This is a genomic window from Bradyrhizobium zhengyangense, from assembly GCF_022012555.1.
Lineage (GTDB): Bacteria > Pseudomonadota > Alphaproteobacteria > Rhizobiales > Xanthobacteraceae > Bradyrhizobium > Bradyrhizobium zhengyangense.
This window is the reverse complement of the sequence record NZ_JAKLTZ010000013.1, coordinates 103,713-118,162: the sequence shown is the minus strand read 5'-3', so window position 1 is coordinate 118,162 and position 14,450 is coordinate 103,713. Positions and strand designations below refer to the sequence as shown.

At 64.7% G+C, this 14,450-nt stretch carries 13 protein-coding genes; 4 read left to right on the top strand and 9 right to left on the bottom strand.

What is annotated here, in order from left to right; genetic code table 11:
* Positions 1–189: 189 nt before the first annotated feature.
* Together L6639_RS33645 and L6639_RS33640 are read right to left on the bottom strand one after the other, a co-directional pair.
* Positions 190–1,779, bottom strand: a complete 1,590-nt coding sequence (locus L6639_RS33645) for a DHA2 family efflux MFS transporter permease subunit (protein ID WP_237865907.1) — start codon at positions 1,777–1,779, stop codon at positions 190–192.
* A gap of 30 nt (positions 1,780–1,809) precedes the next feature.
* On the bottom strand, positions 1,810–3,117 hold the full coding sequence (locus L6639_RS33640; protein ID WP_237865906.1) for an HlyD family secretion protein: 1,308 nt from the start codon (positions 3,115–3,117) through the stop codon (positions 1,810–1,812).
* A gap of 197 nt (positions 3,118–3,314) precedes the next feature.
* Between L6639_RS33640 and L6639_RS33635 the strand changes: the two genes are divergently transcribed.
* Together L6639_RS33635 and L6639_RS33630 are read left to right on the top strand one after the other, a co-directional pair.
* The gene (locus tag L6639_RS33635) at positions 3,315–3,950 is read left to right on the top strand and encodes a TetR/AcrR family transcriptional regulator (protein ID WP_237865905.1); all 636 of its coding nucleotides are present in this window, start codon (positions 3,315–3,317) and stop codon (positions 3,948–3,950) included.
* Between the two features lie 55 nt (positions 3,951–4,005).
* Positions 4,006–4,356 carry a DUF6665 family protein gene (locus L6639_RS33630; protein WP_237865904.1) on the top strand — a complete coding sequence of 117 codons (351 nt, stop codon included), beginning with the start codon at positions 4,006–4,008 and terminating at the stop codon, positions 4,354–4,356.
* A gap of 18 nt (positions 4,357–4,374) precedes the next feature.
* On the opposite strand, the gene L6639_RS33625 is transcribed toward L6639_RS33630, so the two are convergent.
* The 7 genes from L6639_RS33625 to L6639_RS33595 form a co-directional block, all read right to left on the bottom strand.
* Positions 4,375–5,118, bottom strand: a complete 744-nt coding sequence (locus L6639_RS33625) for a Crp/Fnr family transcriptional regulator (RefSeq protein ID WP_237865903.1) — start codon at positions 5,116–5,118, stop codon at positions 4,375–4,377.
* A 70-nt stretch (positions 5,119–5,188) separates the two neighbouring features.
* Positions 5,189–6,544, bottom strand: a complete 1,356-nt coding sequence (locus L6639_RS33620) for an amidase family protein (RefSeq protein WP_237865902.1) — start codon at positions 6,542–6,544, stop codon at positions 5,189–5,191.
* A gap of 62 nt (positions 6,545–6,606) precedes the next feature.
* Entirely contained in the window at positions 6,607–7,617 is a 1,011-nt protein-coding gene (locus tag L6639_RS33615) for a taurine ABC transporter substrate-binding protein (RefSeq protein ID WP_237865901.1), read from the bottom strand.
* A 23-nt stretch (positions 7,618–7,640) separates the two neighbouring features.
* Positions 7,641–8,474 (bottom strand): ABC transporter permease, encoded by an 834-nt coding sequence (locus L6639_RS33610; protein ID WP_237865900.1) that lies wholly within the window; start codon positions 8,472–8,474, stop codon positions 7,641–7,643.
* Positions 8,471–9,769, bottom strand: coding sequence for a M20 family metallopeptidase (locus L6639_RS33605; RefSeq protein WP_237865899.1), 1,299 nt, complete (start codon positions 9,767–9,769; stop codon positions 8,471–8,473). The genes L6639_RS33610 and L6639_RS33605 overlap by 4 nt, the downstream gene beginning before the upstream one ends.
* Before the next feature lie 282 nt (positions 9,770–10,051).
* Positions 10,052–11,254: an extensin-like domain-containing protein gene (locus L6639_RS33600; RefSeq protein WP_237865898.1), complete on the bottom strand. Its 1,203-nt coding sequence runs from the start codon at positions 11,252–11,254 to the stop codon at positions 10,052–10,054.
* 129 nt (positions 11,255–11,383) lie between these two features.
* The gene (locus tag L6639_RS33595; RefSeq protein WP_237865897.1) at positions 11,384–11,716 is read right to left on the bottom strand and encodes a hypothetical protein; all 333 of its coding nucleotides are present in this window, start codon (positions 11,714–11,716) and stop codon (positions 11,384–11,386) included.
* A gap of 256 nt (positions 11,717–11,972) precedes the next feature.
* Here L6639_RS33595 and L6639_RS33590 point away from each other — a divergent pair, with 256 nt between their 5' ends.
* Positions 11,973–12,764 (top strand): DUF2147 domain-containing protein, encoded by a 792-nt coding sequence (locus L6639_RS33590; RefSeq protein ID WP_237865896.1) that lies wholly within the window; start codon positions 11,973–11,975, stop codon positions 12,762–12,764.
* Between the two features lie 192 nt (positions 12,765–12,956).
* The gene (locus L6639_RS33585; RefSeq protein WP_237865940.1) at positions 12,957–14,411 is read left to right on the top strand and encodes a FecR domain-containing protein; all 1,455 of its coding nucleotides are present in this window, start codon (positions 12,957–12,959) and stop codon (positions 14,409–14,411) included.
* The last annotated feature ends 39 nt before the right edge of the window (positions 14,412–14,450 follow it).

Genomic DNA, 14,450 nt, shown 5'->3' with positions numbered 1-14,450 from the left:
CATTTTGGTGCGAGGGGCTGCCGCCTCAATTGTCGCTGTCATTGCCCCGCCTAGTGCGCAATTGCGCGCGGGGGGCGGGGCATCCAGTACGCCGCGGCGGGCATGGTGAGAGCGAGCTCACCAATGCCGCCTCTGGGATACTGGGTTGCCCGGTCGAGCCGGGCGACGACACCAGATATATGGCTCGCGTCAGTGTGCGTCGCCGCCGCCAGCACCGAACGGCGAGGCCGGCCTTTTCAGCAGCGTGACCAGCACGCTGAGGCTGAGGTAGAACAGCGTCAGAATGAAGAACGCGTCGCCAAAGCTCATCACCACAGCCTGACGGTGCACGATCTGGGTGAGCTGCTTCATCGCCATCAGCGCGGAGTCGCCGAGGCCCTGGAACTTTTGCTGGAGCATGGTCAGGGTTTCGGTCGCGGTCGCATTGCCCCAGGTGATGCGCTCCTGAAGGCGCGTGATGTGCAGGTCGGTACGATCGTTGAGCACGGTGTTGATGACGGCGAGCCCGACGGCACCACCGAGATTGCGCATCAGGTTGAACAGGCCGGAGGCGTTCTTCACCCGATCAGGCGGCAGCGTGCCGAGCGCGATGTTGTTGGTCGGCACCATCGCGAACATCATGCCGACGCCGCGCAGGATCTGCGGAATGAGCAGCTCGTAGAAATCGTAGTCGCGCGTGATCCAGGTCATCTGGTAGGAGCCCATCGCGAACACGATCAGGCCGAACGCGACCATGTAGCGCATGTCCAGGCTCGCCATCAGCCGGCCGACCAGCGGCGCCACCAGGAACATGGTGATACCAGAGACGAACATGGTTTCGCCGATCATCAGCGCGCTGTAGCCGCGCACCTCGGCGAGATAGCGCGGATAGATGTAGGTCAGGCCGTAAAGGCCGATGCCGATGCAGAATTGCAGCGTGGAGCCGACGGCGAAATTGCGGTTGCTGAAGGTGCGCAGATTGACGATGGGCTCGGCCGCCGTGAAGACGCGCACGAAGAAGGCGATCGCCGAGACGACGCAGATCCAGGCGCAGATCGCCACCGAGGTGTCCTGCAGCCATTCATATTGCGGCCCCTCCTCCAGCACGTATTCCAGCGTGCCGAGGAAGCCGGCCATGAACAGCAGGCCCCACCAGTCGAAGCGGTCGAGCAACTCGAAATGCGGCTCGTCGAAATCGACCAGCGCCCACACACCGAGGGTGATGCCGATGCCGGGCACGACGTTGATGAAGAACAGCCAATTCCACGACATCAAATCGGTGATGTAGCCGCCGACCGTCGGACCGATCGTGGGAGCAAGGGTCGCGACAAGCCCGATGATGGGACCGACAATGTGGAATTTCGAACGCGGAAACACAGTGTAGGCGGAGGCGAAAACCGTCGGGATCATGCCGGCGCCGAGAAAGCCCTGCAGCGCGCGCCAGAGGATCATCTCCTCGATGGTCGTGGCGAAGCCGCAGAGCAGGCTCGAAATCGTGAAGCCGGCCGCCGAGATCGCGAACAGAAGCCGCGTGCCGAACGCGCGCGACAGGAATCCCGACAGCGGGATCGCGATCACTTCCGCGATCAGATAGGCAGTCTGGACCCAGGAGACCTCGCTGGAGCTCGCCGACAGGCCGGCCTGGATTTCGCTCAAGGACGCTGAGACGATCTGGATGTCCAGGATCGACATGAACATCCCGAACACCATGATGATGAAGGCGAACAGCCGCTTCGGCGCGATGCGCTCCGAAGCGGGATCTGCCATCATGGCAGGTGAAGCAGTCGTGGCGTTCGCCATGGTCTGACCCTCGCAGCGCCGATCGCGCGCCTATTGCGGATGGATCATGGTCGGATCGTCGAGATCGGTCTCGCTGTCGGCGTCGGGCGCGCCCTTGTTGGTGTCGACGGTGGCGTAGACCGACATGCCGGCGCGGAGCAGGTTCTGCCTGGCGACCGACTTCGGCACACGGATGCGGACCGGGACGCGCTGCACGATCTTGGTGAAGTTGCCGGTGGCGTTGTCAGGCGGCAGCAGCGTGAACACCGAGCCAGCGCCCGCTGCGATGCTGTCGACAACGCCGGAGAACTTGCGCATGCCGTAGGCGTCGACCTTGATCGTCACCGGCTGGCCGGGACGGATGCGCTTGAGCTGGGTCTCCTTGAAATTGGCGTCGATATAGACCTCGTCGAGCGGCACGACATTGCCGAGGCGCTGGCCGACGGCAATGAAGTCGCCGGCGTTGACGAGACGGTTGGAGAAGATGCCGTCGACCGGCGCCCGCACCGATGCGAAGGCGAGGTCGCGCTCGGCCTTGGCGAGCGTAGTCTTGAGCTCGGCGAGCTGCGCCTGGGCTTCGGCCTGCTGGGCCTTGGCGACATCGACATTGCTCACCGCAACGTCATAGGCAGCCTGCGCGGCCTTGACCGCGGCGGCGCCCTGGTCGCGGCCGGCTTCCGAAGTTTCGAAGGTGGCGCGCGAGGCAAAGCCCTTGCTGCTCAGCGCCTGCTGGCGCTCATAGTCGAGATCGGCGCGCTTGAGCCCCGCCTCGGCGGAGACGAGTTGCGCCTTGGCCTGCGCGACCTGGCTGTCCAGCGCCGCGATCTGGCGGCCGATGCGGTCGATGGTGGCCTGCTGGGTCGCGATCCGGGTTGCGGCTGCATCGACCGCGATCTTGTAGTCGCCGTCATCGATACGCATGACGATGTCGCCGGCATGCACCAGCGTGTTGTCCTTGGCGAGGATCGAGGAGATATGACCGGCCACGCGCGCGCCCAGCATGGTGTTGTTGGCGCGGACATAGGCGTCGTCGGTCGAGACATAGAAGCGGCCGACCAGCGTGTAGTAGCCGGCGTAGCCTGCTGCCGCGAGCGCCAGCACGAGGCCCACACCCATCATGACGAATTTGCGCTTGCCGGGTTTCGGCGCGGCAGTGGTGGGTGCGGTCGGAGCCGGCTGATCGGCCACAGGCTTCTCCGGCGCCTCGCTGGTGCGGCGCTTGCTTTCTTCCACCACATGAGACCGCAGCTGCTCGGCGAGGGCTACCGATGCCCCGGGCGCAGCTTCGCCGTTCGTCGCATTCGTCTCCACCGCTTCCTGGCGAAGGACGCGCGCAGCCTGGTCTCTCGATGTGGCCATAAAGGCCTCCCCAATAAAAACGCGAACCGGGGCAGCCGTCGCGCGGCCGCAATCCCGTTCGTCCATCCCAAATATCATTGACCGAACGGTTCGGTCAATATAGATAATATTCCCGGGCGAACCCTATTGGCCCGAATCCTTTATTTGGGTTTCATGCTTCGACCCCTGATCCGAAAACCTTCCGAGACGCTGAACCAATGGTTGTAGCCGGCCGCGAACATCTGCAAATCCTCCAAGAGGAGGACAGCTCGAAGCGCCGCCAGATCCTGGCCGGCGCCCGTAAGGTGTTCATGGATCTGGGTTTTGACGGCGCCAGCATGGGCGAGATCGCGCGCGCGGCCGGCGTCTCCAAGGGGACGCTCTATGTCTACTTCGCCGACAAGAGCGCGCTGTTCGAGGCCATCCTCGAGGAGGAAGCGCTGTTTCACGGCCAGGTCGTGTTCAATTTCGACCCTGCGCGCGACGCCGAGACCACGCTGAAGGATTTCGGCCAGGCCTATCTGCACCTGCTCTGCCGGCCTGGCGGCGGATCGGCGATCCGCACGGTGATGGCGATTGCCGAGCGCATGCCCGACGTCGGCCGCCGCTATTATCTGCGCGTGCTGGACAAGACCATCAACCGGCTGTCCGAATATCTGAAGGCCCATGTCGCCTCCGGCGATCTCGCCATCGACGATTGCGACCTTGCGGCCTCGCAGTTCATGGAACTGTGCAAGGCCTCGCTCTTCCTGCCCTTCGTCTTCCAGGCCGCGCCGCCGCCCTCGGAAGAGCGCATGGCGGAAGTGATCGACAGCGCGACGCGGATGTTCCTGGCTGCGTACAAGGCGAAGTGAGCGGAAGCCGGCGACGCGTTGCGCCCGCAGTTGGCGCCGCATTATAGTGAGCGCCATGTCCCGTGATCTTCGCCCGCCGGTCGATATCCTCCATTATGAGATCGTCCAGGAACAGGCCTCAGCGCTTGGACGGATGGGCCGCACACTCGAACAGGCGCTGGCGCACTTGCGCGAATTCGACGCCGCCCATGAGTCCTCGGAGTCGTCCTCGGAGACGCCGGCCGCGATGCAGCCGGCGAGGCGCAAGCTGGTAATGGAGGCCGGTCAGGCGCTCTGGATGTTCGTGGTCCAGCGCGAGGCCACCGGGCTGCGCGACAGCCGCCATATCATGCGGACTTACAACGTGCCGGCCGAGGTGCAGCGCTGCATGGGGCTGGCGCCGCCAACGAAGCTGGCTTCGAAATGACTTTCTGCTGCGCGCTCGCTACTCGGTCACCTGCTTCCTCAACGCCGCGAGATCATTGACGACCATTTTGGTCGGACCGGTCGAGATGATGCCGTCGTCCTGCAGGCGGCTGAGGATCAGGCTGATCGACTGTCGTGTCGCACCAATCATGCGCGCCAAGTTGGCCTGCGTGATCCGACCGAGCGAAATTGGGCCACTCTCGTCCTGAGCAGCGTTTTCGCAGAGCTTCACCAGCAGCAATACCAGCCGCTCCGCCGCCTTCTGCCCCGCCAGCGTCTGCGCCAGCATCGAATAAGTCTCGCCCTTGAAGCCGAGGCACTCGATCAGTGCCACCGCAAACGACGGAGATTGCGCGATCAACGTTCGGATCGCGTCCTGGTCGAGATGCAGGGCCTCGACCCGGCCAAGCGCGCGGGCCGACCAGCTATGGCGGTGATCACCGAGAATGTAGGGCGCACCGACGAAGTCGCCGGCCTCCCAGGTCGCCAGCATCAGCTCGCGCCCCTGCGTACCGGCATGGGTACTTTCCACGATCCCGTTCAGGATGATGTGGATGCCGTTCGCAGGCTCCCCTTCCCGCAGCAGATATTCGCGGTTCTGGTAGGCCGCGAGCCTGCCGGTCCGCATCACCAGGTCGAGATCGGCCTTGTCGAGCGCCTTCAGCACATAACGTCCGGTCCCGGCCTTTTGCACCTCGGCGCAAGGCTCACTTGAAGCCTCACCCGGATCGGCCACCTCCTGCGCATGACTGCGCCCCACCATCGGTCTCCCTTCGAGTGCCGGCTCGAAGGCTAGGAGGTCTCCGGTCAGATTGCAACGCGAGGGAAAGTGTTCAAGCCTGGGCTTCCGCTTCCATGAATGCACAGGCGAGGTCGGTGAGCAGGCGCTCCCGCCCCGCCGGCGCCAGAAAGGTGACGCCATAGGGCACGCCTGCCCCGGTCATCGCATTCGGCACCGCGATTGCGGTGAGCCCCAGCGGATTGGCGTAGTTCGTGTAGTAGCCATTGTTGAAATTTGCCGTCAGCGGATCGCGCGCGACGTCGTCAATCCTGAGCACGGTTCCGACCGTCGGCACGACCAACGCGTCGTGAGATTGCCAGAAGTCGCGGAGCACGCGCTGGACCTCCTTGACCTCGTAGAGCGCGCGATAAGTGTCGGCCGCGTTGAACTTCCGGCTGCCGATGACAAGATCGCGCACGATCCTGACGCCCGCGTCCGGATTGGCCTCGAGGAACGCGCCAACCGAAACATCACGCTCGGCGAGGAACGGCCCAAAGAACATCAGATCGTTGATCGAGGTGAACGGCGAAAAGTCGGTGGAAGCGACCGACATGTCAAGCCGCCGCAACTTGCGAAGCCCGCTGCCGAACAGCCTCTCCGTCTCCTCGTTGCCGAAGAACCTGAGCTGGTCCGGTCGAGGTGTCGCGATCCGGAAGGGCCGAGTCGGAGAGATCTGCTCCGTCCAGCCGGCAAAATCGACCGGCGAAAAGCAATCCGCGGGGTCGCGTCGCGCCAGCACGCGATAGACGTCATAGCCGTCGCCCGGCTCCCGCGTGTACAGCGAGATGGTATCGAAGCTTCGGCAGGCATAGACCATGCCGCGCTGGCTGAAAGCACCCGGTGCCGGTTTGAAGCCGGTGACACCGCAATAGGACGCCGGCACTCTGCCCGATCCGCCGGTATCGGTGCCGAAGGCAAAGGACGACGTGCCGGTTGCGACCGACACTGCGGCGCCCGAGCTGGAACCACCGGGAATGTAGTCCGCATTGTACGGGTTGCGCGCGATGCCATAGGGCGAGCGCACACCGACGAGGCCGGTGGCAAACTGATCCATGTTCGTCTTGCCGATATAGATGGCTCCGGCGGCGATGGCGTCAGCGACAACCGGGCTCGTATCTTTCGCGACATAGGCGAATTCCGGGCAGGCCGAGGTGGTCTGCTCGCCGGCGACATCGATACAGTCCTTCACCGAGACGATCAGCCCGTAAAGCGGCAGCTTGTCGATTTCATTGGCGCGCGCATCGAGCGCACGCGCGGCGGCCATGACATTCTCGGGTTTGGCTTTCGATATCCAGACGCCGCTCTGGTCGGCGTCCGTAAGGCGCGACAGCACATGCGCGACGACATCGGACGGCTTGAGCGCGCCGCTGCGATAGGCGGCGCGGAGACGGCGGGGGGAGATATCCATTGTCGCTGATGTACCTGCAGGAACGGGACTGTGCCGGCGGGACAAGCGCGCCGGCACTCGCCTTAGTGGCCGATGACTTTCTCGATATAGGCCGGCTGGATGAAGGCTTCGAAGTCGGTGCGCGGTAGAAGTTTCGGCAGTCGTTCCTGCTTGACCAGAAAGTCGGCGGTCGACACCAGCGTATCGACGAACTTGCCCTTCTTCGCGGACGTGCCGAGATACTCCCCGGTAAGCTGCTTGTCGCAGGGGACCATGCCGGTGCCTTTCATCATGCGCGTTGCATCCTCGAGCGGCAGCGACAGCTCCTCCGCGATGATCTCGGCCGTCTTGTCCGGGTTCTTCAGCCAGAAATCGATCCCCTCGCACTCGGCCTTGACGAACTTCTCGACGTAGGAAGGATATTTGTCCGCGAACGCATTCATGACAACCCCGATGTCCCAGGTCGGGTAACCGCGCTTGGCCATTTCTCCCGAGGTGACGAGGATCTTGCCGCCGTTCTTCACGGCCTTGTCGAGGTTCGGTTCCCAGAACCAGGCGGCATCGATGTCACCGCGAAGCCAGGCCGCTGCGATATCCGACGGCGCGAGATCCAGGATCTTCATGGAGGCGGGATCGACGCCCTCGTCCTTCAACGCCTGGAGCAGCAGATAATGCGTGGTCGAGCCGAACGGCGCGGCGACCGTCTTGCCCTTGAGGTCCTTGAACGAGGTGATGTTCTTGTCGGCGCGGACTACCATCGACTCGACATAGTCGAGCATGTTGATGACGAGGATGCCCTTGATCGGCAAGGCACGCGTTACCCCGATCGCCGTCGGCGGATTGCCGAGGCCGCCGAAATCAACGTCGTTGCCGGCGATCGCGCGCAGCATGTCGCCGCCGCCGCCGACCTTGACGTATTTGATGTCGACCCCCGGCATCTCCTTGGCGAGCAGGCCGAGGTGTTTCGTCACGAGCTGCGCGTTCACCAGGTTCAGATAGCCAACCGTGATCTTGGCCGGCTTGTCCTCGGCGCGTGCGGTGGACGTGAGTGCAAACGTGGCGACAGCAAGCGCGGCAACAAGTCTCTTCATCATACTGGTCTCCCCTCGGATTGGAATCAGGCCCATGGCATCAATAGTTTCGCGACGCCGCGCATCATGAGGTCGAGCACGATGCCGGTAAGGCCGAGCACGATCAGGCCCATGATCACGACGTCGGACAGCAGGAACTTCGCGGCGTCCCAGATCATCCAGCCGATGCCGGCGGATGCGGCAACGATCTCGGCGGCGACGAGAACGGTGTAGGTGAAGCCAAGCGAGATCCGCATGCCGGCGAGGATCAACGGGCCGGCTGCGGGCAAGTAGACGTGAAACAGCAGGTCGCGCCGAGTCGCGCCGAGCGACTGTGCGGCACGCACATAGACGGGATCGACGCTGGTGACGGCCTGGATCGTCGAGATGACGATGCCTGGCAGGCCGGCGAGGAACAGCAGCGACAGTTTTGAGCTCTCGCCGATCCCGAGCCACATCACCAGCAGCGTATAGAGCCCGAGCGGCGGCAGCGGTCGGTAGAACTCGATCAGCGGATTGAGCAGCGCGCGCGCATTGCGCGAGACGCCCATGAGGACGCCGAGCGGAATGCCGATCAGGCAGGCCAGGGCGAAAGCGACGAGAATGCGGTAAAGGCTGGCGCCGAGATGCTGAAGCAGCGTTGCGCCCTGATAGCCCTTGGTCATGGTCTTGATGAAGGCAGCCCACACCGCCTGCGGCTTCGGCAGGAAGAGCTCGTTGGCCCAGCCCATCTCCGTGACGACGGCCCATGTCGCCAGCAGCACGGCGATGGTGAGCGTCGACAGCAGAACGGACCGCGAGACCTTCGGGAGCCTCAGGCTGCCTCGCCGCGTGCGATCAGCCGAGATCGGAATGGCCATGGGGCTAGCCTCGACGCTCATGTGCGAACTCCCAGGATCTGCATGATGGTCAGCGCATAGATCCGCGTTGCCATCACCGACTTGGTGATCGAGATGTTCTCGTTGTCGACAGCCCAGCCGTCCTCGCCGGGACCGAAGGTCACCGCGTTGATGCCGGCCTCGCGGAAGCGAATGGTGTCGTTGAAGGCATTCTTGCGGTTGACCCCGGGCTCGCGGCCCATCAGGCGCCGGTACACGGCACGCAAGGAGCGGCAAGGCTCCTCCTCCACAGGCACCGGCTCGGTTGCGTTGACGAACAGCGAGCCGGGCACTTGGCGCACCGCGACCTTGACGTCGTTGGCGCCCGCAAATGTTTCCCGGCCGACGCGCTCGATGTCGGAGATGACGCTGTCCAGCGTCATGCCCGGCACGATGCCGACCACCGCAAGCGTGATGGTGCAGGCATCCGGAGAGAACTGCATCTCGCCGGGCAAGCCGCCGCGGATGCGCACCACCGAGCAACACGGCGGCGTATGGCCCATGAACTTGCTGGGGATATGCGTGAAGGCCATCTCCTTCAGCCTCGGCAGCAGCTTGGCCGCCTCCATGATGGCATTGACGCTGATGTCGGGTCGCCAGATGTGCGACTTGACCCCCTGGACCGCGACCTCGACCAGGCAATGACCGGAATTGGCGACCGAGAGGTTCATGCCCCAATCGCCGGACACGTCACCCCAGGCGGTCGGCTCCGCAGTGATCTCGTAGTCGGCGGTCAAGCCGACCTCGTTGAGCATGTAGATGGAACCCTCGGTGCCGTTGCGCTCCTCGTCGACGGTGTAGCAGCACAACAGGGTGCCATCGAACCTCACGCCCTCTTCGATCAGCGCCTGCACCGCCAGCAGCGATGCGGCGAGATTGCCGCGGGTGTCGGACGTGCCGCGGGCATAGAGCAGGTCGCCATGACGCGTGGCCTTGAACGGATCGAAATCCGTCATGTGCCATTTCTCCGGCTCGACCACCGGATAGGTGTCGAGGTGATCGTTGAGGATCAACGACGGCGCGCCTTCGCGTCCCTTCAACACACCGAGCACGTTCGGCCGGTGCGGCTGGGCGCAATGCTTGGTGACCTCCATGCCGAGGGCTTCGAGCTTGCCCGCGACCAGCATCGAGATCGCCTCTTCCTCCGCCGGCGGCAGGTCGGGATCGAGCGGATTGCCGGAGCGCGGCTGGCCGGTGCGGATCAGCTCCGATGCCAACTCGAGCCAGCGCTGCTCCGTGATACGCGACAGCACGCGCTGCTCGAGATCGGAATAGGGCGGGGTGACGGGCATCTGCATGACGGGTTCCGCTGGCTCACGGCGCCGGCCGCGCCGCTTCGTTGCAGCACCTTCATTGCAGCGACTGTGCCAACCGCCCGAAATACCGGTCAGGGCGTGATTAATGATTGCGGTTCAATGATTTGGGCGGAAATTTCGACCGCGCAAATTTTTGCGCCCGAGATGCACTTTGCCGAAGACGCAGCGCAGGCTGAACAGACTGTCCTCAGCGTGCGGGCGGCTGGTCAAGGTCGTCCGTGCAGGCGCCAGACGCGGAGAGCGGAGGATTCGGATCGCGCCGGGCTACTCGTCCGCGAACTCATCTTCCTCGTTGATCTTCTCGTGCTTGCCGCTCTTGCGCCCACCGAGCGAGCCGGTCACGTAGGGATCGCGATTGTTCGCGTAAGGACTGCGGCCGCCCGCGCGCGCGGCGACCTCTTCGCCGGACACCGCGGCCGGCTGGCAGATCAGGCGACGGCTGGCACGGCGCATCAAATCGACGTGGATGTGATCGTAGTGATAGACGTTGGAACCCGGCGCCAGCACCGTGGTGAAATGCGCGCACGCGCCCGACTGGACGTCGCGTAGGAACCCCTGCTCTTCCGGCATGCCGTGCCAGCCATCCTTCACGGTGATGCGGCGGCCGTCGGCGAGCACGAAGGCGGCGACATCGAGCGCGTTGCCGAAAGCGTGCTCCGAGATGTGGGCGTGCGGGTTGCCGTTCATGCCGCGGCAGGAATAGGCAGAGATCTGCTTGATCTCGACCACACGGGCGCCGAACCAGCGCATCGCCGACGGCTGCACGGTGTCGGCAAACCAGCGGTCGAGCTCCGAGACGATCGGACAGGCGAGCGTTGCGGTCGGCTTCACCGCGACCGGACCGACGGAAGTAACCGGATTGCCCTGCGCGGGACCAAGACGCGGCAACGATTGTTGCGCCGGCGCCTGCGAGTAAGGCGCAGGCCCGGGCGGCCGTGCCGGATAGCTCGGCGCATTCATGTAGCGCGCAGCACCTGCGGCGTCAGTGCCCTCGGGCGGCAGGTCGATCTCGTCTTCCTGCGGCGCGACGCCGGGGGCGCTGAGCGACACCGGTCCTGAAGACGCGCCATAGCCGGCAGGCTGGCGCACAGCGCTTTCAGGATAGTTCGAGTGCTGCGGATAGCTGGAGGCGGGATAATTCTGTTGCGGCTGGGTCACTGGCCAGCGCGGCTGGTTGCCGACATTGCCGGGCGGACGCAGCTCTTCATCGGCGAAACCGTAGCTGCTGGAGGGTTCACCGATGGCGGCGACCTTCAGCGGGAACTCGGCTCCGCACATGCCGGGGCCGGAGATCGGATCGATCCGGACGATGTCAGCGCTCTCTTTCACGGCGCCCGATTTCAGGCACGCCGCTTCGGCCTCGGCTCGCCACGGTTCACGTTCGGCCTGGAAAAAGCCGCGTCCGCAACCCGCGAGAGAAACGAGGACGATGGAGCCGACGAGATACAAACGAACTCCGCGCGTCATGCGCGCACGTTCGGTGAATTTACTTAAAGACTCTTCAACGTGTTGATTTCAACATTCCTTAACCATACCGGCCGCGCGGTGCGCGCAGCCGGCAGCGATGGTGGCCAAGGCGATGAGGCCAAGGCGGCATCAGTAGTTCGAGCATTCCGATCCGGTGATGCCGCCAATCTTGAAGTTGCGGCACATCATGCCGGGATTATCAGGATCGGGATAGCGATCGTCCTTCTCGCGCACCGTGTGGCTCAAGCGCCATCCGCGTGCGCGCATGCAGCGCTTGTACGGCGCCGATGTCGGCGTGCCGTTCTGTGGTGCGCCGAGCTGCGCATCGCAGAACGAGCTGTCAGTGTTGAGTGCGTCGTCGCCGCGCTTCTGCTTCAGCACATTGGTCCAGATATCGGTGTCGGCGTGCGCCGAGATTGCGCTGCCGATCAATAGCGCGGCGATGAGGGCGAGACGTTTCATGTGCATTCTCCTTTGCATGCGTCGCCGGCCATCGGTCGCGTGCAAGGCGAATGCGGGTTCGGTGCGGGGGAATTACAAATTGGACAGAGGTCGGCGCGACGTTGTCCAAGTGCAACCGAATGTGCGCTGGCTCACGCAGGCAGCGGCTGTGAGGTTCGTCACAGAAGACCGAAGCGGTCTGGCATAGGGTCGAACCACATCGGGCCCAGGGGCGACTTCAATCCATCTCGGGACCCACGCCATTTCGGAGGTTGTCATGAACAAGCTCACCATCGCAGCCGCAGCACTCTTCCTCGCCTCGACTGCCGTCGCGCATGCCGGCAATTCGATCTCGTTCCGGATCGAAGGCCAGAACATCCGCATCGAGACGCCGCGCAATTGCGCCTCGCTCGATTGCGTCACCATCGTCGCGCCCGGCCTGTCGAACAAGCCGATCAAGCTGAACAACATCAACCTCAAGGGCCTTGGCTCCAAGGACGATGACGACAGCACGCCGCCCGCGACGACGGCGCAGCCCGCGCCGGCGCCGGTGCAGCAACAGCCCGTCGCGCCGGCCCCGGTGCAGGCGACTGCACCTGCTGCTGCGCCAGCCGCCCCTGCCCCGGTCGTCGCCGCCGCACCGTCCGTCGACACGACCACGCAGCCCGCGCCTGTTGCAGCTCCTGCTCCGCTAGCCGCCCCCGCGCCGGTCGCCGTTGCGCCGGCTCCGGCTCCGGTGACAGTGCCTGCGCCGGCCCCGGCTCCCGTCGCGCCGGTGCAGGCCGCGAACACGCCGATCGGCGTGTGGGCGACCGAAGAGAACAAGGGCAATGTTCGCGTCGAACAATGCGGCACTAATCTCTGCGGCTATGCCGAGAAGACCAATGAGCGCATCCTGATCAACATGAAGCCCGACGGCACCAAGTGGAGCGGCCGCATCCACGATCCCGACTCCGGCCGCAATTACGACTCGACCATCGCCATGAAGGGTCCGAACGCGATGCGCGTGCAGGGCTGCGCCTTCGGCGGCATGTTCTGCGGCGGCCAGACCTGGAAGCGCGTGAGCTGACACCGCGGCTGACAAGCCTTCTTGTTCTTATGATGGCGCCACGTCCCTGTTTCAGGGGCGTGGCGTTTGAACATTGGCGTTTGAACGTTCGCCCCTCCCATGCGATAGATGTTCATCCGCCGTTCAGCAATCTCCGGCTGATATCGCTCGATCTCGCCTCGCGTTCTCACCGGGACCTCATTCGTGGCTTTGATGGTGGCTTGGCGCCGCTTCGTGTTCGCATTGCCGCTGCTGGCGCTGCCGCTGGCCGGCGCAGACAACGCGCGCGCATCCGACCCAATCGAGCTCGCGCAGGCGCAGCCGCAAGCACAATCCTCGCCCGCTCCTTCGCCGACGCCAGCAGCTTCGCCCGCGCCCGCTGCGGATGCACAGTTCACCACGGTCGAGCCGATCGGCAACGTCGCCACCGTGACCGGAATCGCGACCGTGATCCGCGACAAGAACTCCTATCCGCTGAAGGTGCGCGACGACATCTATCTCAACGACGTCGTGCAGACGTCCTCGAACTCCTCGCTCGGCATCACCTTCAACGACGCCACCACGTTCAATCTCTCGGCCAGCGCGAAGATCACCATTGATAACTACGTCTATGAGGACGGCGGCAAGCAGAACTCGGCCATCTTCGACATCGGCAAGGGCACCGTCGCCTTCGTCGCCGCAGCCGTGGCGAAGACCGGCGACATGAAGATCGCGACCCCGACCGCAACGCTCGGCATCCGCGGCACCACCGGCGTCGTCGACGTGCCCGAGAATGCGACCGCCAACGCTGCGAACAACGTCAACATCAAGCTCTATCCCGACGCTGACGGCCGGGTCGGCCATATCGACGTCAACGACCGCGCCAGCGGCACGCGGCTCGGCGCGCTGACGCAAGCCTCGAGCGGCTTTGCGATTCGGCCGGGTGCGGCCGGCCCAGGCGGCATGCGCTTTGCCGCAGTCCCGATCACGATTCCCCCGCAGCAGATCGCGCGCGACCGCGGCTTCGTCAGCCAGGTGCATGCAGCGCAGACCACGGGACGGCAGATCGTCACCGAACAGCGTGACTTCCGCCGCGCCAATCCGGCAGCAGTGAGCCGCATTCCGCGGCCGGCGCAGCCGCCGCAGCAACAGCAATTGCGCCCCAATCCGGCGCCGACCCAGCAGCAGCCGCAGCGGCCGAATGGCCAGCCTGGTCAACCCGGCCAGAACAACCGTCCGGGTCAGCAGCCGCAGCCGGGAGCTCCCAACCGTCAGGGAACGCAGCAGCCGCAGCGCCAAGGACCAGGACAAGGACAAGGCGGAGCGACACAGCCGGGTGCGCCGCGCGCGGGCCAGGGTCCGCAGCAACCGGGCCAGCCGGGTACGGGTCAGCCAGCCGCCCAGCCGCGCACCGGACAAGGCACGCAGCCCGGCGGCGCGACGCAGCCACAGCGCAGCGGACAATCTCCGCAGCGGCCTGGACCAGTCATGCCTGCGCAGCCGAACGGCACTACACCGCAAACGCCGCACACCGGATTGCAGCCCGGTGCGCCGCCGACTGTCCAGCCGCAACAAGGCGCCGCGCCACGCCAGCCCGGCTTCCAGCAGCGCCTGCCCGGCGCGCAACGACCGGCTGCACCGCGCAGACCCGTGCCGGTTCAGGCTCCCAAGGAAAAGAAGAAGCGGTAGGTTGGTCAGCTCTTCGTCGCGAGCGAAGTTCTCGTAGGG